A 19,676-nucleotide genomic window follows, 5' to 3' on the forward strand; every position below is an offset into this window, starting at 1 on the left:
CTTTGACTCCCATGCCCCGCGACTTCTCCCGACGCAGCATCCTGAAGCTCCTGTCCGGCACGGCCATGGCGGCGCCCTTCGCGCACCTGCTCACCAGCTCCGTCGCCGAAGCGGCTGACGCCGCGCCCCTGCGCTTCATCGCCCTGTTCACCCCGCACGGCTTCCTGCCGGAGTACTGGGTGCCCAAGGGCAATGACACGAGCTTCGACATCGACTTCGAGAACTCCGTCCTCCAGCCGCTCCAGCGCCACCGGGACAAGCTCCTGGTGCTGGACGGCCTGGACTACCGCGTCCTCTACGAGCACGGCCGCACCGGCCACGAGGGCGGCCCCGTCACCTTCCTCACCGGCAGCCAGGTGGAGGTGTCCAGCGGTGACGAGCTGCCCTCCGGCGCGTCCCTGGACCAGGTGATTGGCAACGCGGTGGGCGGCGCCACCCAGTTCCGCTCGCTGCAACTGCACGCCTTCGAGCAGTTCGGCGCCCAGCACGTCTACAACAGCATCTCCTTCACGGAGAACGGCTCGCGCGTCCCCTTCGAGCTGAACCCCGCCAACGTCTACAAGCGCCTCTTCGGCGGCCTGGGCGGCTCCGCGGCGGAGGCGCAGGCCATCCTGGCCCGGCGCAAGAGCCTGCTGGACTACCTCATCAAGGACGCCACTCGGCTGAAGTCGCGGCTGGCGGCCGCGGAGGGCACCAAGCTGGACACGCACCTGGCGGCGCTGCGCGACATCGAGCGGCGGCTCACCAACACCGGCGCGCTCAACTGCGCCCGGCCGGAGGCGCCCTCCGAGGCGCTGAGCGACCTGGGCGACATCAACAACATGCCCGGCCTCACCGAGCTGCACATGGACCTCATCGCCCGCGCGTTCGCGTGTGACCTGACGCGCGTGGTGACCATGACCATCCCCGGGCCGTCCATGCCGTGGATTGGCATCGACGAGGACATCCACAACGACATCGCCCACCGCACGGACACCCAGTCGGAGCCCGCGCGCACGCAGATCCGCCTGCGCATGGTGCAGGTGCAGCGGTGGTACTCCGAGCAGGTGGCGCGGCTGATGGACACCCTCAAGTCCATCCCGGAGGGCAGCGGCACGGTGCTCGACAACACCCTCATCCTGTGGGGGAACGAGCTGGGGGACGCGGCCGGGCACATGAACGTGTCCATCCCCACGGTGCTGGCGGGCGGCGCGGGCGGGAAGTTCCGCATGGGCCGGATGCTGTCCCTGCGCCCCGGCCAGGATCCGCTGGGCTCCTGGGACGGGCCGGGCAAGCCGCTCCAGGGCGCGGTGGCGCACAACAAGCTGCTCACCTCCATTGCCCAGGCCTTCGGCGTGAACGTGGACCGCTTCGGGCACGAGGACTACGTGGGCACGCTGCCCGGCCTCACCTGAGGCTTCCTGAAAAGACAACGGGAGCGGACCCCCAGGGCCCGCTCCCGTTTTCATTCCAGCGAAGGACGGTGGGGACTACCCGCCGAGCGCGCCGTTGATGAGGGGCGCGAGGATGCTCATGCCCGCGTCCTCGTTGTTGTAGTTGTTGGCCGGCTCGTAGATGCGGATGCGCTGGTTGTTGTTGATGAAGCGCGACAGGAAGACGTCCATGGGGACGAACTCGCTGTGGCAGGCCCAGGACTGCCACGGGCTGTCGATGTACTCGTACCAGTACTTCTTCTCCATCCGCTGGCAGGCGTGCGCGCCCACGAAGGTGATGATGGTGCTGCAGTGGCTGGCGTTGATGGCGCGGTGGTGCGGGATGAAATAGCTGAAGTTGTTGTACTTGTTCAGCTCGTTCACGAACGCGTCCTGGTCCTGCTTCCAGTACGCGTGGATGGACGCTTCGTCGTTGGGCGTCTTGAAGCGCTCATACGAGTAGCGCGAGTAGTTGTAGTCCATCGTGTAGCCCGTGTACGCGAGCTGGTCGTTCGGGAACTCCGTGGCCACCATCTTGTTGATGGAGCCCATGTCGTTGATGTTGAAGCTGGCCGGAAGCTGGCTGAACACCGAGTCCAGGTTCCACGACGAGCGGATCTTGTCGTGCAGCGGGCGCGACAGGGAGTTCGCGTTCGGCGCCATGAAGATGGGGCCGGAGTCGTTGATCATGTACCCCTTGGCCGGGTTGATGGCCTTGCGGATGAAGTAGTACCCGGCGGAGGTGGACGTGCCGCCCGCGCTGTAGCCCGTCACCAGCAGCTTCTGCACGCTGGGGAAGTTCTGCTTGGCGTAGTTCGCCGCGGCCAGCGTGTTGTTGTAGCCGTTGTGGTACCAGGTCAGCGGCGCCTGGCCGCCGGTGGCGTCTACGTACGTCTTGGCGTTGTTGCCGATGTGCACGTCGCCCGTGCAGTACGGCAGGTAGACGATGTTCCAGCCCTTGGTGACGATGTCCTTGCGGTCGCGGAAGGGCAGGCCCGGGTCCGCCCCGTTGACGATGGGGGACACGTACTTGGCCGTGAACTGCGTCATGTAGTCGTCGGCGATGCCGTTGGGGTTCGCCGCGCCCAGGATGCCCAGGCGGCCGCTACAGGAATCGTAGTCCCAGCACGCGCCGCCGCCCTCCATCATGAACAGCAGGTTGGGCGAGCCCGTCTTGTGCACGAAGAACTTGTACTGCGAGCCGTTGCCACACTTCAGGCCCGGCAGCGCCACCTTCTGCCAGGGGTAGGTGTTGCCGCCGTCCACCAGCACGTCGACGATGCCTTCCACCAGCACTTCGGCATGCGCGGCGCCCACGGGGGCGGAGAGGGCCAGAAGGCTCATCCAGAGAAAACTTCTCATGCGGCTTCCTCCAAAGGGGGAGTAGGGAGTGGGGTTGCGGCCGCGAATGATACGTTTTTGTTTATCAGCCGGAAGCGGGGAAACTTCGCTTGCGGTGAAAATAGTGAATTCCATGTTGGGTGCAGCATTCCATCTGAAAGGATTGGAATTGCCGTCGCGCGTCAGCCGGGACTCAAGAATTGACGCGTCGTGACATGTTTTAAATGTATCAATTGCGCAATGCGTCGCATGGCGGGGGTGGCGCGGGTTGCGGCGGGTGCGGGGCGCGGGGTATGGCCTTGGGCATGAGCACGCACGCGCGTTGGAAGCTGCCCCTGGGCACGGCGGGAGTCCTGGTCCTGGCGGTGGGGGCGTGGCTTGTCTTTGGCGGGCCGGCGCCTGAGGACGCCGCGCCGGTCCCGGTGCCCGCGCCCGTGACGCAGGCCCCCGCGCCGCCGCCCGTGTTCGCGTCCACGCCGGCGGTGCCCCGCGCGAAGGACGGCGGGCTGGACCTGGTGGGCGCGGCGACGGCGCAGGTGCAGGCGGCGCCGGACCCGGAGCCCGCCCCCTATCCGGTGGACCTGGAGGCCCTGCGCGCGAAGCTGCCGGGCAACCTGTACTTCGAAATGGACGCGCCCACGAAGGACCCGGCGGAGCTCAGCCGCCGCGAGGGCGTGAAGGCGAAGTGGAACGCGCTCTACGGCAAGGTGCTGTCCAACGAGGCCTCCGAGGAGGAGGTGCACCAGTACTACGAGCACCGCCGCCAGGTGTCCGAGGACGCCATCGCCTTCGCCACCACGATGCTGCAGGACTACGGCGACAAGCTGCCCTCGGAGCACCGGGGCCTCCTGGAGCTGAGCGTGAACATGCACCGCACGCGCCTGGCGGAGCTCCCCCGCCAGGAGGCGGAGGCGCTGTCGCGCCGCGAGGCCCACGCCCAGCGGCAGAAGGAGTGGCGGGCCGGCGGCGGCCGTCAGCCCTGAAGCGACGCTTCCGCGCCGGGGAAGGTGCGGATGAGCGGGGAGCGCACGGCGGAGGAGGCCACCCACAACTGGTGGGAGGAGCGGGTGACGGCGACGTGCAGCCTGCGGCGGGCCTCGTCGTCCGTGGGGTAGGCGCGCGCGGTGACGTCCGGCAGGACGACGTAGTCGAACTCCAGGCCCTTCACGTTGTCCACGTCCGTCACGTCCACGCCGGGCTCGAAGGAGAAGTCGCCCTCCAGCACCAGCCGCGCCCAGGGCATCTCCCGGATGACGCGGTGGAAGGACTGGGCGGACTCGCGGCTGCTGGCGATGACGCCCACCGACGCGTGCGGCTCGCGCAGCACCAGGTCCCGCAGGGCGTCCGCCAGGAAGAGCCACGCCTGGGCCTCGTCCGGGAAGTGGTGGAAGCCCACGGGCGCGCCCTCGCGGCCGGCCTTCGCGGCGGTGGCGGGGGACTGGGTGCCCAGCACGTGCTGCGCCAGCTCCACCACCGGGCGCGGGCAGCGGTAGGACACCTGGAGCCGGCAGGTGGCGGCGTCGCGGATGCCCAGCTCCTCCAGCGCGGCGTCCCAGCCGGCGAAGCCCGCGGTCGTCTGTTGCACCTCGTCCCCGGCGAGCGTGCAGCTCCGGCTGTCACCGAGCAGTTGGCTGACGACGAAGAGCTCGAAGAGGGAGAAGTCCTCCGCCTCGTCCAGCACCACGTGCGCCAGCCGCTCCACGCCCAGCGCGCCCCGCTGCGCCTTGAGGAACATGAGGACGGGCAGGTCGTCCGCGTCCACCGTGCCCGCGAGCGCGTCCGGCGTGTCCGCTTCAATCGCGCGCCCGTCCACGGTGATGAGGCGGTCCTCGTCGAAGCCCTTGTACTGGCGCGACAGCGGCGTGGCGAGCTGCTGCCGGGTGTGCTCCAGCACCTCCGCCACCACGGTGCGCGGCAGCTCACCCTTCGCGTCCGCCACCACGGCCTCCAGGAAGGCGCGGTCCATGTACGCGTCCGCCAGCTTGATGCGCAGCCGGTCCAGCGTGGGGGGCAGGGGCTTGCCCTTGAACACGGGCACCCGGCCGGCGAGCGCGCGGCGCAGGGCGGGGTGGCGCTTGAAGCGCGATACGAGCGCGGGCGCCTCCGGGGACAGCTTGATGCCCGGCACGCTGAAGGCGGACCGCGCGGTGGCCAGCGACCAGGCCTCCAGCGTCTCCACGGACACCTTGCCCAGGCCCAGCGGCGCCAGCAGCCGGCGCGTGAGCCGGGCCAGGCCCTCCTCCGGGACGACGACCTTGGTGCGCGCCTGCGGGTACGTCTTGGCGTCGTCGAAGATGACCTTGGCCAGCCGGTGCAGCGCCACCGTCGTCTTGCCGCTGCCCGCGCTGCCCAGCACCAGCAGCGGCTGCTCCGGGCCGGTGCTGACGGCGGCGTACTGCTCCGCGTCCAGCAGCGCCGTCACGCCGAAGGCGTCCTCCACGCGCGTGGCGCCCTGGCCCACGCCCAGGAAGCCCGGGCGCGCGGCGGTGCCGCTGCCGCCCGCGAGCACGGAGGCCGCGTCACGCCCGCGCGCGTGCCAGCGGCCGTGGGCGTCGCGCTGGAGCAGGTGCGGGCCGGTGCTGATGCGGGTGAGGACGCCCTTCTCGATGATGACCAGCCGGCGCGCCTCCACGTCGCCTTCGGAGAGCCGGTCTCCGAAGGACTCCTCGAACGCGTCACCCTCCTCGTAGTTGTAGAAGACGCGGGCGACGGGGGCGAACCTCCAGTCGATGACGCGCACGCCGGCGGAGAGGTTGGCGAAGCTGGTGCGGCCGAGCAGGTAGTCGCGCGAGCCGGTGGGCCCGGACAGGCGCAGGTGCGCGAAGTAGGGGGCGTTCGCGTCCGGCAGCGGGACGGCCTCCTGCCGCTCCAGCATGGAGCGCACCTCGTTCATCTGGGTGAAGACGTGCGGCAGGTCCGCGGCGTGCGCCGTGGTGGCGTCGTCGCGCAACACCTGGAGCTGGGCCATCAGCCCCTGCGTGTCCAGCGTGCGCTCCGCGGCCTGACGTCGCGCCTCCGCCAGCGCCTGCTGCACGCGGGACAGCAGGGCTTCCTCCTCGGCGATGAGCGCGAGCGCCTCGGGCGACAGCTCCTGCTCCTGGCCGGCCATGATGTCTTTCCTTTCCGCCCGCGGGCGTTCGTGGAGCGGGCAAGGTGAACGCTGGCTACCTCCGGGTCAACCCGTTGGATTTCCGGGCCGACTTGCTAGATTGAGGATCGCGGTGAAGGCGCCCGTCCTGCGTCCCGGGTCCTCCCGCGCGCGCGCTTCCCATCCACCCCGCCAGGTTGCCTCCCCATGGGGTGGGGTGGATGTCCGCGACTGGTCGCTGAAGGGGGGTGTCTGTCGAATGGCGGCGCGCACCGGGCGCGGGTGGCTTCTAACGGCACTCGCGGCTTGCTTCCGTCCGCATCCATCCCGAACACGGAGGATGCACCGGATGACCTCGAAGAACGCGCCGTTCCGCTGGACGCTGTCGCTCGCAGCCGCGCTGGGAATCGCCACGTCGGCGGGGGCGCAGGAGCCGGAGCCCCAGACGGAGACGACGACCACGACCACGACGATGAGCTCGGAGGAGATGGCGAAGCCGGTGAAGCCCCAGGGGCGCATCGGGCCGCAGTTCGCGGTGAGCGGCAACGTGGGCTTCGGCCTGGGCTACGTCTACACGAACGGCCAGGCGCCGTCTGGTGGGCTGGAGGACCTGAAGATCACCCAGTCCGCGAAGATCTCCTTCCCCATCATCGCGGAGCTGGGCTTCCGGGTGACGCCGCGCTTCTACCTGGGCGTGTGGGGCAGTTGGGAGCCGGTGCTGACGAAGACGAACGAGCTGTCGTGCCCGGAGGGCTTCAGTTGCGACACCTTCCAGTGGCGCGTGGGGCCGGAGGTCCGCTACCACATCCGGCCGGACGCGAGCTTCGACCCGTGGATTGGCCTGGGCGTGGGCCTGGAAATCCTGAAGAGCCACGTGGAGGGGGACACGCAGGTGCAGGTGGCGCCGGGCGTGTTCCTGCCCACGCACGTGGACACGCACGTCACGGACCGGGGGCCCACCATCGCGCGCCTCACGCTGGGCGGCGACCTGCGGCTGACGCGGGCCCTGGCGGTGGGGCCCATCATCAGCGCGTCCGTGGGCCAGTACACGGTGCGCACCGGGACGCAGACGCTGGACATCACCGGCGTGGGCAGCCGCGACCAGGGGCTCACGCCCGTGGATGACGGCTTCCACGCGCTGTTCACCATTGGCATCCGCGTGGCGTTCCTGCCCCTGTAGCACCGGGTGGCGGTGAAAAAGCAGGCACCCCGTGGAACCTGGGGACCGGGTGAGGTGTCTTGGGGCGCACCTCTCCCGGAGGGTGCATGGCGTCTCGAAAGGTGTTCGTCGTGGTGGCCGGGCTGGCGCTCCTGCTGGCCGGCGCCTTCGTCTGGATGCGTGCCTCCGTGCCCGCCGTGGCGGCGCGCGATGCGGTGGTGACGTCCCCCGAGCGGCCCGCGTCCGGCCCGGCGCGGGCCCCGGTGCGCGATGACGGCAAGGCGACCGCGCCCGTGGAGCAGCCCATGCGGGACGCGGACGGCGCGCTGCGCGTGGAGACCGTCACGGCGTCGGGGCCGTTCGCGGGCGCGGAGGTGACGCTGTACCTGCGAGGGCCCGCGTCCCCGGGCTCACGGCTGCCGTCGTGGCGCGTGGCGGGGCAGGGCCGGACGGACGCGGCGGGAGCGCTGGTGCTGCCCGCGCGTCCCGGGCCCTACCTCGTCACCGCGCGTGCGGAGGGGCTGGCGCTGGCGCGCGCGGAGGTGACGCGCCCTCATGGAGAAGCGGTGACCCCGGTCCGCCTCCTGCTGGAGCCCGGCGTGTCGCTGACAGGCCTGACGGTGGAGCGCGCGGGCGGCGCGCCGGTGCCGATGGCGGAGCTGACGCTCACGCCGCACACCGGCTTCGAGGACGCGCTCCCCGTGTTCCTCCAGACGGGCGCGTCGGTGCCGGACGAGGCGCGGCAGGAGGCGCTCAGCGACGCACGGGGCGCGTTCGGGTTCCACGGGCTGGCGCGCGGTGAATATCAACTGGACGCGCGAGCCCCGGGCCACGCGCCCCGCCGCATCGCGCGCGTGCACGTGCCGGGCACGGACGTGCGCGTGGAGCTGGACGGCTCCGCGTTCATCGAGGGCTTCGTCACCCGCGCGGATGGCACGCCCGCGCCGGGAGCGCGCGTGAGCGCCTGGGGCGAGGACGGCGCCGTGGAGGTGGAGGCTGGAGACACGGGGAGCTTCTCGCTGGACGTGCCGCCCGGGTCGTTCCAGGTGACGGCCCGTCTCGGGGCGGAGACCGGCCCGGTCGTCGCGACGCCGGGCAGGACAGGGCCGGAGGAGAGCGGCGCGGCCGAGGGCCCGATCGTCGTGGGGCCGGGCATGACGGTGAAGGACGTGCGGATCCGCCTGGGCGGCGCGGCGTCGCTCGCGGGCGTGGTGCGGCGCAAGGACTCGGGCGAGGCCATCGCGGGGGCCACGGTGGGCGTGCGCGCGCATGGCGACCGCGCGGAGTTGCTCCAGACTCGCTCGGAGGCGGATGGCCGCTTCGAGGTCCGCGGGCTCGCGCCGGGTGCGTACGACGTGCAGGTGCGCGCTCCGGGCCTCCAGCCGCTCACGCGCACGGGGCTGGGCGTGCTCGCGGGGCAGCGCTTCGAACTGGTGCTGGATCTCGCGGCGCCTGGACGCATCGAGGGCACGGTGGTGGATGGCGCGGAGGCGCCGCTCCCCGGCGTGACGGTGGTGGCACGGCTCCGGTGGATGCCCTTGCCGGACGCGCTGCCCTCGGTGACGGACGCGCAGGGGCGCTTCACGCTGGAGGACGTGCCGGAGGGCACCGTGTACGTCACGGCGCGCCGCGCGGACAGCGAGGACGCGGTGCGCCAGCCGGTGCGCGTGGAGGCGGGGAGGACGGCGACGGCGCGGCTGAAGCTCGTGGACGAAGGCGTGCTGGAGGGCACCGTGCGCAAGGAGGACGGAGCGCGGCCGTCCGGGGCGGTGACGGTCTCCGCGCACCGGGTGGGCGCGCCGCCCTTCGAGTCCGTCGACGTGCCCGCGAAGCCGGATGGGACGTGGTCGATGCGCGTGGGCGTGGGGCGCTACCAGTTGAGCGCGTGGCTGTCCTCGCTGCGCTTCCAGAACGGCGACCAGCAGCAGGTGGTGGAGCTGGAGGCCGGCGGGCGGCGCCACGTGGACCTGGTGGTGGGCGAGCCCAAGAAGCCGCTCCGCGTGACGGTGCTGGAGCCCAACGGCGCGCCCAGCGTCCACGCGACGGTGATGGCCACGGAGGCGGGCCACACGGACATCCAGGCGGAGGAGATGACGGACGCGTCCGGGCAGGCGGTGCTGCCACTGGACGGCCTGGGCTCGGACGCGTGGCGCGTCTGGTCCACGAATGGCGGGCGGCAGGGCGAGGCCGCGAGCGTGTCCGCGACCCGGAAGGAACTCACGCTCCAGTTGAAGCCCGCGGCCCGGCTGAGGGGCACCGTGCGCTCCGCCGGAGGCCGCGACGTGCGGGGCTTCACGCTGACCGTGACCGCGGCGCGCGGCGAGGACGACTTCCTCTCCTCCGTGGAGCGCCGGTTCTCCGGGGACGCGTTCCAGGTGGACGACGTCTTCCCCACGCGCGTCACGGTCACGGCCACGCTGCCGGACGGGCGCGCGGGCAAGGTGGACGTGACGCTCGCGTCCGGCGTGGAGGCCGCCGTGGAGGTGGTGGTGGACGCGGGCGGCGGCGTGTCCGGACGGCTGGTGGACGCGCGCACGAACGAGCCGCTCGCGGGCGCGTACGTGGACGCGGACGGCATCGCGTCCCCCACCACGGGCCCGGACGGGCGCTTCGAGTTGAAGGACCTGGCCCCGGGCGCGCACCGGCTCACCGCGTGGAGCCGGGGGCGGGAGCTGGTGGACCGGCGGGTGACGCTCGCCGCGGGGAAGACGCAGGCGCTGGGGGACTGGCGCCTGGGGCTCCAGCGCGTGGAGCCGGGGCGGCTGGGCCTGAGCTTCGGCATGACGGGACGGGACGTCGTCATCAGCGGCATCGCGGAAGGCTCGGACGTGGCGGGCCTCCAGGTGGGGGACGTGGTGCGCTCCATCGACGGGGCGGTGGTGCTGGACACGGGCGAGGCGCGGCGGCGCGAGCTGGGCGCGCCGGGCAGCCCCGCGGTGCTCGCGCTCCAGCGAGGCGGCCAGGCGCTGTCCCTCACGTTCATCCGCGCACGCTGAAGGAGGCGCGGCTTGAAAGCGCGGGGTGGGCCCTGACAGCATCCCGCGCCATGGATGAGCGCTTCACCCCGGAGCACGAGGCGTTCCGCCGCACCGTGCGTCAGTTCGTCGAGAAGGAGCTGGCCCCGCACGCGCTGGAGTGGGACCAGGCCGGCGAGTTCCCTCGCGACGTGTTCCGCCGCTGCGGCGAGCTGGGCTTCTTCGGCATCAGCCATGATCCGGCCCATGGCGGCAGCGGGCTGGATTACTGGTACGTGGCCGCCTTCGCGGAGGAGCTGGCGCGAGCGCGCAACGGGGGCGTGGCGATGTCGCTCCTGGTGCAGGGGCAGATGGCCACGCCGGTCATCAACGAGCTGGGCACCGACGAGCAGAAGCGCGAGTTCCTGGCCCCCGCGCTCACCGGGGAGCGCATCGCCGCATTGGCGATGAGCGAGCCGGACGCGGGCTCGGACCTGGCCCGCCTGCGCACCACCGCGCGCAGGGATGGTGACGACTACGTCATCCAGGGCGCGAAGACGTGGATCTCCAACGGCGCCCGCGCGGACTTCCTGGTGCTGGCGGTGCGCACGGGAGGGGAGGGCGCGCCGGGCATCTCGCTGGTGACGCTGCCCACGGACGTGAAGGGCTTCAGCGTGTCGAAGAAGCTCCAGAAGGTGGGCCACCGCTCGTCGGACATGGCCATCCTCTACTTCGAGGACTGCCGCATCCCCGCCCGCTACGTGCTGGGCCGGGAGAACGACGGCTTCTTCCACATCATGAACAGCTTCCACGCGGAGCGCCTGGTGACGGCGCTCCACACGGTGGCGGTGATGGACGACCTCATCCGGGAAGCCATCCGCTACGGCCGCGAGCGTCAGGCATTTGGAAAGCGGCTGCTGGACTTCCAGGTGTGGCGCCACACCTTCGTGGACCACGCCACCCGCGTGGAGGCGGCGAGGCAGCTCACCTATCAGGCGGTGCAGCTCTTCAATCGCAAACGCAAACAGAAGCCGGTGAAGGAGATCGCCATGGCGAAGCTCCTCACCACGGAGCTGGCGCAGCGCGTGGCCTATGACTGCCAGCAGTTCTACGGCGGCATGGGCTACGTGGAGGAGTCACACGTCGCGCGGGCGTGGCGCGACGTGCGCATGCTCACCATCGGCGGAGGTACGTCCGAGGTGATGAAGGAGATCATCGCCGGGACGATGGCCCTGTAGCCTCACGCGGCTGCCCAGGGCCCCTGGCGTTGCTACTTCCCCAGGAGGCCGCCGAGCATTCCGCCCAGCCCGCCGCCGCCCTGGGGGCCGCCGCCACCGGAGCCGCCCGCGAGCAGGGGCACCACGGCGAGGATCTTCCCCACCAGGCCCGGGTCCAGGCGGGACTTGAGGAAGTCGAGGAGCAGGGGCGCCACCAGGGTGGCCTTGCTCGCGTCCAGGTTGAAGCGCTGGAGGATGGCCACCACGCCCGCGACCTCTCCCGCGTGGGCCGCCGCGCCGCCCAGGGCGCCCATGAGGCCGCCACCACCACCGCCGCCCGCGCCGCCGAGCATGCCGCCCAGCGCGCCCATGAGGCCGCCGCCGTCACCCGAGGGGGCCTGGGCCGCCGCCTGCTGCTGCCAGCCCTGCAGCTCCGGGATGGCCTGGTCCATCTGCCGGGCCGCGTCCGGGCCGACCTTCTCCTGCACCGTGCCCTGCACCAGCTTCAGGAGCGAGCCCGCGAGCCCCTGTGCCTGCGTGCCGTCCACTCCAAGCTGCTGCGAGAGCTGTCCGATGAGGTCCATGCGCCGCGCTCCTTCACGTTCACGTGAGTCCCGGATGGGAGGCGGTGGTTGTAGCGGTCCGGACCGGGGCGGTGGCCGGAAAAAGCAGCGCGAGCGTTGGTCGGAGGACGCCCGGAGGGGGCGCTACAGTCGGGTGAAGGACCAGCTCAGCGCGCGGCCGCCCTCGTAGGGCATGACGCCGTGGAAGGGGCGCGGGTCCGCGTCGAACACGAGCGGCAGGAAGTGCCGGTCTCCGTCCCACAGGTTCAGGGACAGGATGGAGGACACGGGGACCCAGGACAGGGAGCCCTCGGGGTTCTTCTCCAGGGGCGTGCCCTCGAAGGCGTCGATGCGGAAGATGAAGCCCAGCCAGTCCTCGCCGTGCTTGCCGAAGCCCGGCCAGGACAGGGTGCCGCGCAGGACCATGCGCGTGCACTCGATGCCGGCCTCCTCGCGGATTTCGCGGCGCATGCACGCGGCGATGTCCTCGTCGCGGTCCATCTTGCCGCCCAGGCCGTTGTACTTGCCGTAGTGGGCATCCTCCGGACGCGCGTTCCGGTGGATGAGCAGCACCTGCTGGCCGTCCGGCGACATCACGTAGCCCAGCGTGGCGACGATGGGGGTGTAGGGCATGGGCCGGGTTCGTCGCCTGATTCAGGCAGGGCGTCAAGCGGCGCGGCGCCATCGCCGCGTCCAACGCATGGCGCATGCATGGGTGTGGCACGGCACACACCCATGCCCTGCCTTCGTTACGAGCAGGCCGTCGCGGTCAGAAGCAGCGCGCCCGGCCGGACACGTCGACCTGGCCGGAGGCGCCGCCCAGGTACCAGTACCCGTTGCTCTGGAAGGTCCGGACGTACTCGCCGCCGCCCTCGAACTTGCCCCGCACGAACGTCAGGGCGCAGGAGCGGTTGAGCACGGGATCCAGCAGCTTCGCGGCGCCGCCCTGTCCCCAGCCGACCTCGTTCGTGTACGACGAGGAGGCGACGCAACGCGCCCGCACCCGCACGCCGCTCTGGCTGGAGTTGCCGTTCAGGTACCAGTAGCCGTTCTCGACATAGGCGTGGACCCACTCTCCGCTGCCGTGGAACTTGCCGGCGATGCCGGTGATGAAGCACACGCGGCCCGCCGCCGACCCCATGGAGACCGGGTACGCCATCGACTGGGTCCACTCGTATTGCTGGGAGGCGGTCGTGGCCACGCAGCGCGCCGCGCCCCGGATGCCGGACTGGCTGGAGGCCCCGCCGAGGTACCAGGAGCCGCCGCTCTCCGTGATGTCGATGCGCTCGCCGCCGCCCTCGAAGTCTCCGCCCACGCGGGTGAGGAAGCACGCCCGGCCCGAGCTGGCGCCCAGCGGCGTGAGGGACTGGCCCTGCGCCCAGGTGTACTCGTCGGTCGCGGCGATCTCCTCCTCCTGCGTGGCCAGCGCGGGCGCGGCGGGGACTTCCGCGTCCAGCGGCAGGTCCTCCGGACCGCAGCCCCAGAGCAGGGCGGGGAGCGACAGGGCGACCAGGGCGTGACGGAGCTTCGACATGATGGGGATGTCCTTGTGATGGGATGGATGGCGTGCGCCGCCCGCGGGCCGCGGTGCGCCGCAGCGCCATGCCCGTCCCTTGAGCAATGCGTGTGCCGGAAGGACTGGGAGGGCCGGCCCCTCGGAAGCGCTGCCTTCCGGGCGCGTGGATGGCACGGGGCCGGGTGTGCCACCGGCACGCGCGCGACGTGCCAGTGTGCCAGCGCGTTTGATAGGCTTTGACGATGGCATCCTCCGGCGGCGACGCACCCGCCAGTCCTCCGCCCAGCGAACCGACGGCGCCCGGACCCGCGCCGGTGGACCTGAGCACGCAGGAGGGGGAGCGCCCCGTCCCCGTGGAGGCCGCGCCCTCGCCCGGCCGGGAGCGCTACGTGCTGCTGTCGCTCCTGGGCCGGGGCGGCATGGGCGAGGTCCACCGGGCGCGCGACCTGCGCCTGGGCCGCGAGGTGGCGCTCAAGTTCCTGCGGGGCGCGTCCCCGGAGCGCTCCCTGCGGCTGCTCCAGGAGGCCCGCGCCCAGGCGCGCCTGGACCACCCGAACATCTGCCGGGTGCACGAGGCCGGCGAGCTGAACGGCCGGCCCTACATCGCCATGCAACTGGTGGAGGGCGAGCCGCTGGACCGGGCCGCCGCCGCGCTCTCCCTGCCGGAGAAGGTCCGCGTGATGAAGGCCGCCGCGGAGGCCGTGCACGAGGCCCACCGGCTGGGCGTCATCCACCGCGACCTCAAGCCCTCCAACCTGCTGCTCACCCGGGACGCGGACGGCCGCCCCGTGCCCGTCATCGTGGACTTCGGGCTGGCGTACGACGCCGACCTGGGCCACGGCCTCACCGCCTCGGGCGACGTCATGGGCACGCCCGCGTACATGGCTCCGGAGCAGGCGCGGGGCGACGTGCGCGCCATCGACCGGCGCAGCGACGTCTACGGCCTGGGGGCCACGCTGTACGAGCTGCTCGCGGGGGTGCCTCCCTTTCGCGGCGCCACCCCGCTGGAGACGCTGCAGGGCGTGCTGCACGACGAGCCCCGTCCGCCGCGCGCGCTGGTGCCGCACCTGGACGCGGAGCTGGAGACGCTCTGCCTCAAGTGCCTGAGCAAGGACCCGGCGCTGCGCTACGCCTCCGCGCGCGCGCTGGCCGAGGACCTGGGACGCTACCTGGACGGCGAGCCCATCCTCGGGCGGCGCCCGGGGCCCGTCCACCGGGTGCGCCGGCTCGTGCGCAGGCACCGCGCGCTGGTGGCCGTGTCGGGCGTGTCGCTCGCGGGCATGCTGCTGCTCGCCGGACTCGCGGCGCGCTCGTGGCTGGCGGAGCGGGAACTCCAGTCAGTGAGCGCGGCGCGCGTCCAATTGGCGGAGCAACTGGGGCAGCAGGTGCGCGAGTCCGAGTGGTTCGTGCGCGCCTACCAGGCCCTGCCGCTTCACGACACCCGGCCCGAGCAGGCGCGGGTGCGCGAGCGGCTGGCGGCCATGGCCTCCCTCCAGCACGGCCTGGGCGCCCGGGGCGACGGGCTCGTGCAACTGGCGCTCGGACGCGGGCTGCTGGCGCTGCGCGAGTTCGAGGCCGCGCACCGCGCCCTGGAGCGCGCGCGAGCGCTGGGCGTCGACACGCCGGAGCTGCACTCCGCGCTGGGGCAGGTGCTGGGGGAGCGCTACCGCATGGCCCTGGAGGACGCGCGGCGCAGCGGCGGCGCGGCGTGGGTGGAGCACCGGCGAGCGGAGCTGGAGGCGCGCTTCCTTCAGCCCGCGCTGCGGTCCCTGGAGCAGGGAAGGGGACTGGCGCTGGAGTCGCCGAGCTACCTGGAGGGCCTCATCGCCTTGTATCGGCGGGACCTCGCTGGCGCGGAGCGGGCCGCGCGGGAGGCCGTGACGCGGACCCCGTGGCTCTCCGAGCCCCGGAAGCTGCTGGCGGACGTCACCGCCGCGCGGGCCCTGGCGCTGCTGGAGCGGGGCGACTACGCGGGGGCGCGGGCGGGCTTCGAGGCCGCGGCCGGACGCTATGGTGAGACCCTGGAGGTGGCGCGCAGCGACGCGGCGGCCCACGAGGCGCTCGCGGAGGTCTGGTTGCAGGTGTCGGAGCTGGACCGGCGGGAGGGCCGGTCCCGGCGCGTGGCGCTGGAGCGGGCCGAGGCCGCGGCGGACCAGGGCCTCCAGGCGGATCCGGACCGGGCCTCGGGGCACACCCGCAGGGCCCAGGTGCTGATGAACCAGTACCGGCGGGTGACGTTCCAGGGCGAGGCCGACCCCCGTGGCGCGCCGGCCCTGCTGGACGCGTGGCTGCGGGCCGCGGAGCGCGCCGTGGCGCTGGCGCCGGACGACGTGCTCGCGCATGACTCGCTGGGGTATGGCCACTTCATGCGGGGCCTGCGGCAGGCCCGGGCCGGCGAGTCGCCGGACGCGTCCTTCGCGCAGGCCGTCACGTGGTTGTCGCGCGCCATCGCGAAGCAGCCGCGCTACCCCTGGGCGCTCAACGACCTGGGGCTCGTGCACCGCTGGCGCGGCAACCACCAGCGGGAGCGCGGGGGGGACCCCTCCGGGGCCTACGCGGAGGCGGAGCGGTGCTTCCAGCGGGCGGCGGAGGCGGACCCCTCCTATCTCTTCGCCCTCTCCAACCTGACGGAGCTGCACGCGGAGCAGGCCGCGTGGCGGCAATCGAGGGGGGAGGAGCCAGCGGCGGACGTCCAGCGGGCGAGGGACGCGGGCGCGAGGGCGCTCGCGCTGGACGCCCGCTTCGCCGCCGTGCTGCACCACCTGGCCGCGGCGGAGCTGGCGCAGGGACACTACCTCTTCGATACCGGAGCGGACGCGCGCCCTTCGATTTCGAGCGCGCTCCAGCACGCGGCGCGCGCGCTGGAGCTCAACCCGGCGTCGGACCGCGCGCTGCTGCACCGGGCCCGCGCGCACGCCCTGGAGGCCCGCATCGCGCTGCGCGAGGGCGGCACCCCGGCGTCGGCGCTCGCCCGCTCCGCCCAATCGCTGGCGGAGGCCCTGCGGCGCTCGCCGGCCTGCGCGGACTGCCGCGTCCAGGGCGCGGAGCTGGCGCGCCTGGCGGCGGAGCACGCGCGGCGCCAGGGCCAGGACGCCGTGCCCCACCTGCGCCGGGCGCTCGACGAGGCACGGCGCGCGACGGAGGCCCAGCCCTACGCGGACGCGCACGTGGAGCGCGCGCGGGCGTGCGGACAGCTCGCGTGGGCGCTGGCCCCCCGCGCGGCGCGGGCGGTGGTGCGCGAGGGGCTCGAACAGGTGGACCAGGCGCTGCGGCTCGACCCGGCGCGAGCGGAGGCGCATGCCCTGCGGGGCGTGCTGCTGCTCGCGGGCGCGCGTGGACGGGAGGCGGCGGGAGCGCGGGACGAGGCCCGCGCCGCGCTCGCTCGCGCCGTCGAACAGGCCCCGCGGCTGCGCGAGGACTACGCCCCGTGGCTCCGCGACGCGGCGCTGGAGCCCGGCGGGTCATAGCCTCCGCGGCGGGGCCTACTGTTTCAGGGGGTGGGGCACGCCCGTCGCCATCACGGCGGGCGCGCTCCACCCGCGCACGGCGCCACAGGGCGGCAACTGGAGGCCCGCGGGCAGCGGCAGGGCGGTCCTGCGGTTCTCGGGGTTGAGGCAGACGGCGCCCTGGGGACTCCAGAGCGCCTCCAGGTGCTCAAGCTCCTCCAGCCGGTCGCTGGAGCGCGTGCCGAAGCCGTGCGCGTCCCGCCGGAGGAAGTCCGTGCCGCTCACCGTGAACGTCCGCGCGTCTCCGAGCCCCACGAAGTACGCGGCGCGCTTGGCCTGGAGACACGCGCCATAGACGGCCGCCCGCTCCGGCGTGTCCATGCGCGACGCCGGGTCCCACGGCGGATAGCCCCAGTCCAGGCACGCGCCGATGGCGCCCGTCTCGCACGCGAGCGTGACCGCGCTGGCGTCCGGTTGGACCGCGGCGTTCAGGCCGTCCACGTGCCGTCCCGGCAGCAGCAGCGAGGCGACCCGCTGCTTCTCGGGCGCCGCGCATTGGGGCCGCCAGTCCGGCATCCCCACCTGGCGGTAGTGCACCTGGAAGCGGCTGGCGCCGAGCGGCGTCCACCTCATCTCATAGCTCGCGTTCCGGGGGTCTCCGTCCGCGGGGGTGACGGGCAGCGAGAAGGTGAAGGTCTGCTTCGCCAGCTCTGTTCCCCGGAGCTTCCGCACGTCGCCGTCCGGACCGGCCACCGCGAGGAAGAGGTCCGTGGGCGTGGCATGGATGCCGTGCAGGCGCGGCGCCGCGCCTGACGCTCCGGCCAGCTCGACCGGGACCTCGAGCACCGCGCGCCGACCCTCCCGGGAGCGGACCCTCATGCGCACGCCCTCGGGGGTGTTGACGAAGCCCTCCGGACACAGGGGGGCCGTCCGCTCGAACACGAAGCAGTGGCTCTGCCCCTCCGCGATGTAGATGCCCAGGCCGTTCGGATCCGGATCGCACTGGCCCGTGGGGCAACCGCTTGCGCCGGAGGGCTCCGGCTTCGCTTCGTTGGGGGGGACCCGCACGGGGGCGGTCAGCCGGCAGCCGCCGCTCCCCATCATCAATGCCAGACAGCCGAACCACACGCGATGAAGCTTCACCCGATGTCTCCTCGAGAAGGGCTCCGGACCGGAGCCGTTCGCGGCTCCTTGTGCGAGCCCCATGCCAATATGGCCCACGAACGCCGGGCCCGGGCGCCGGGGCCTCCCAGGCCCTGGGGGCGCGGGCTGGCACGCGCGGTGGCACACGGGGCCTGTGCCTCCGGTGGGCCCGGCTATGCTGGCGCGGCATGGAACACGACCCGTCGACCCTGCAACCGAGCGGCGCCCTCGCGCAGCGGGCCTCCGCGGACGACGCGCCGGTGCCGGGGCTGCTGCGCCTGACGTGCGCGGGGACGCCGATGGCGGTGGCGGTGCCCCTCCAGGGGACGATGACGCTCGGCCGCGCGAGCCCCGGGCTGGGCGCGCTCCAGGATCCGCGGATGTCGCGCAGCCACGCGCGGGTGCACCACGACGGGCGCCGGTTCTGGGTGACGGACCTGGGCAGCCAGAACGGGACCTCGGTGGACGGCGAGCCCCTACCGGCGAACGTGCCGCGCGAGGCCCAGCGGCTCATCCGGCTGGGAGACTCGCTCTTCATGCCCACCCCGGACGTGGGCCCCCTGGCGCGCCAGGGCGTGCGAGAGGTGGAGGGCTTCGTGCGCGGCCCCGCCTTCCAGCGGCTGCTGGAGGAGGTGGCGCGCTCCGCCCAGCACGGCTTCACGCTGCACATCCACGGGGAGAGCGGCACCGGCAAGGAGCAGGTGGCCCGCACCTTCCACGACCGCGGCCCCCGGAGCCGGGGCCCCTTCGTGGCGGTCAACTGCGCGGCCATCCCCGCCGCGCTCGCGGAGCGGCTGCTCTTCGGCGCCCGCCGCGGCGCCTTCTCCGGCGCCGACGACGCGGAGGGCTACCTGCAGGCCGCCGACGGAGGGACCCTGTTCCTCGACGAGGTGGCGGAGCTGGACATGGGCGTGCAGGCGAAGCTGCTGCGGGCGCTGGAGACGCGCGAGGTGCTCCCGCTGGGCGGCTCGAAGCCCCGGAAGGTCGACGTCCAGGTCTGCTCCGCGGGCAACCGCGACCTGCGCGCGCAGGTGGCCCAGGGGCGGCTGCGCGAGGACCTGTACTTCCGCATCGGCAGGCCGGAGGTCTCCCTGCCTCCGCTGCGGCGGCGTCCGGAGGAGCTCCCCTTCCTGGTGGCGCGCGCCGTGGCGGAGCTGGCGCCGGGCCTGCCGCCGCACGTCACGCTCTTCGAGGCCTGTCTGTCGCGGCCCTGGCCCGGCAACGTCCGCGAGCTGCGCGTCGAGGCGCGCGCGGCCGCGCAGCAGGCCCTGCTCCAGGGCGCCGACCGCGTCGAGGCCGCCCACCTCGCGCCCGGAGCGGGGACGGCGTTCGGCGCGGCCTCCGCGCCAATGGAGGCCCCGCCGGCGCTCCCCGACAGGCCCCCTTCCGCCCGCGCGCGTCCCCTGGATGAAGACGAGCGGGCCCGCGTCGAGCAGGCCTTGCGCCACCACAATGGCAACGTGGCCGCGACCGCGCGCGCGCTCGGGATGCACCGCACGCAACTGCGGCGCCTGCTGGAGCGGTACGGCCTGGACCCGGGCCGGAGCTGATGGCGAGGCCCAGGCGCACGCTGGCGCCGGGCCTCACCCCGGGCGAGCCTAGAAACAGGTGCAGGCGGCCTTGTAACACTTGCCCAGGCGGAAGCCCTTCGCGACACAGCTCGCGTTGCACTCCTCCGCGTAGCACTCCACCTGAGAGGCCTCCGCGGTCGCGGGCGTGGACAGCGCCAGCGTGGCGCCAAAGGAAACAAAGGCACCCGCGCCCATCGCGAACAGCACCCGGCCCGCCTTCTTCAACGACGTCATCATGTGTGTGTCTCCCGGTGTGGATGTTTCGG

14 protein-coding genes are annotated in these 19,676 nt (G+C 73.0%); 7 read left to right on the top strand and 7 right to left on the bottom strand.

Features of this window, described 5'->3' with window-relative positions:
• Window positions 1–11 precede the first annotated feature (11 nt).
• Window positions 12–1,394 carry a DUF1552 domain-containing protein gene (locus K8612_RS07135; protein WP_223738592.1) on the top strand — a complete coding sequence of 461 codons (1,383 nt, stop codon included), beginning with the start codon at window positions 12–14 and terminating at the stop codon, window positions 1,392–1,394.
• Between the two features lie 75 nt (window positions 1,395–1,469).
• Here the strand turns inward: K8612_RS07135 and K8612_RS07140 are convergent, their stop codons facing one another.
• The gene (locus tag K8612_RS07140) at window positions 1,470–2,756 is read right to left on the bottom strand and encodes a pectin acetylesterase-family hydrolase (RefSeq protein WP_373692086.1); all 1,287 of its coding nucleotides are present in this window, start codon (window positions 2,754–2,756) and stop codon (window positions 1,470–1,472) included.
• A 302-nt stretch (window positions 2,757–3,058) separates the two neighbouring features.
• On the opposite strand from K8612_RS07140, the gene K8612_RS07145 reads away from it, so the two are divergent.
• Window positions 3,059–3,736, top strand: coding sequence for a hypothetical protein (locus K8612_RS07145; protein WP_223761712.1), 678 nt, complete (start codon window positions 3,059–3,061; stop codon window positions 3,734–3,736).
• Here the strand turns inward: K8612_RS07145 and K8612_RS07150 are convergent.
• The gene (locus K8612_RS07150) at window positions 3,727–5,862 is read right to left on the bottom strand and encodes an ATP-binding domain-containing protein (RefSeq protein WP_223761713.1); all 2,136 of its coding nucleotides are present in this window, start codon (window positions 5,860–5,862) and stop codon (window positions 3,727–3,729) included. The genes K8612_RS07145 and K8612_RS07150 overlap by 10 nt on opposite strands.
• A 328-nt stretch (window positions 5,863–6,190) precedes the next feature.
• Between K8612_RS07150 and K8612_RS07155 the strand changes: the two genes are divergently transcribed.
• The 3 genes from K8612_RS07155 to K8612_RS07165 all read left to right on the top strand — a co-directional run bounded on the left by K8612_RS07155 (window position 6,191) and on the right by K8612_RS07165 (window position 11,192).
• The gene (locus tag K8612_RS07155) at window positions 6,191–7,021 is read left to right on the top strand and encodes a hypothetical protein (protein ID WP_223761714.1); all 831 of its coding nucleotides are present in this window, start codon (window positions 6,191–6,193) and stop codon (window positions 7,019–7,021) included.
• Between the two features lie 86 nt (window positions 7,022–7,107).
• Window positions 7,108–9,996 (top strand): carboxypeptidase regulatory-like domain-containing protein, encoded by a 2,889-nt coding sequence (locus tag K8612_RS39170; protein ID WP_306799616.1) that lies wholly within the window; start codon window positions 7,108–7,110, stop codon window positions 9,994–9,996.
• A 50-nt stretch (window positions 9,997–10,046) separates the two neighbouring features.
• Entirely contained in the window at window positions 10,047–11,192 is a 1,146-nt protein-coding gene (locus tag K8612_RS07165; RefSeq protein ID WP_223761715.1) for an acyl-CoA dehydrogenase family protein, read from the top strand.
• A gap of 32 nt (window positions 11,193–11,224) precedes the next feature.
• On the opposite strand, the gene K8612_RS07170 is transcribed toward K8612_RS07165, so the two are convergent.
• From K8612_RS07170 to K8612_RS07180, 3 genes are all read right to left on the bottom strand, one after another.
• Window positions 11,225–11,755, bottom strand: coding sequence for a DUF2780 domain-containing protein (locus K8612_RS07170; protein WP_223738598.1), 531 nt, complete (start codon window positions 11,753–11,755; stop codon window positions 11,225–11,227).
• Window positions 11,756–11,878: 123 nt separating this feature from the next.
• Window positions 11,879–12,367, bottom strand: coding sequence for an 8-oxo-dGTP diphosphatase (locus tag K8612_RS07175; protein ID WP_223761716.1), 489 nt, complete (start codon window positions 12,365–12,367; stop codon window positions 11,879–11,881).
• Between the two features lie 136 nt (window positions 12,368–12,503).
• Window positions 12,504–13,268 carry a hypothetical protein gene (locus K8612_RS07180; RefSeq protein ID WP_223738600.1) on the bottom strand — a complete coding sequence of 255 codons (765 nt, stop codon included), beginning with the start codon at window positions 13,266–13,268 and terminating at the stop codon, window positions 12,504–12,506.
• 224 nt (window positions 13,269–13,492) lie between these two features.
• Here K8612_RS07180 and K8612_RS07185 point away from each other — a divergent pair, with 224 nt between their 5' ends.
• The gene (locus tag K8612_RS07185) at window positions 13,493–16,717 is read left to right on the top strand and encodes a serine/threonine-protein kinase (RefSeq protein ID WP_223761717.1); all 3,225 of its coding nucleotides are present in this window, start codon (window positions 13,493–13,495) and stop codon (window positions 16,715–16,717) included.
• A 15-nt stretch (window positions 16,718–16,732) separates the two neighbouring features.
• Here the strand turns inward: K8612_RS07185 and K8612_RS39175 are convergent, their stop codons facing one another.
• Window positions 16,733–17,839, bottom strand: a complete 1,107-nt coding sequence (locus K8612_RS39175) for an ADYC domain-containing protein (protein WP_223761718.1) — start codon at window positions 17,837–17,839, stop codon at window positions 16,733–16,735.
• 188 nt (window positions 17,840–18,027) lie between these two features.
• Between K8612_RS39175 and K8612_RS07195 the strand changes: the two genes are divergently transcribed.
• Window positions 18,028–19,389: a sigma 54-interacting transcriptional regulator gene (locus K8612_RS07195; RefSeq protein ID WP_223761719.1), complete on the top strand. Its 1,362-nt coding sequence runs from the start codon at window positions 18,028–18,030 to the stop codon at window positions 19,387–19,389.
• A 48-nt stretch (window positions 19,390–19,437) separates the two neighbouring features.
• Here the strand turns inward: K8612_RS07195 and K8612_RS07200 are convergent, their stop codons facing one another.
• Window positions 19,438–19,647, bottom strand: coding sequence for a hypothetical protein (locus tag K8612_RS07200; RefSeq protein WP_014394946.1), 210 nt, complete (start codon window positions 19,645–19,647; stop codon window positions 19,438–19,440).
• Between the last annotated feature and the right edge of the window lie 29 nt (window positions 19,648–19,676).

The organism is Corallococcus sp. AS-1-6, assembly GCF_020037015.1.
Lineage (GTDB): Bacteria > Myxococcota > Myxococcia > Myxococcales > Myxococcaceae > Corallococcus.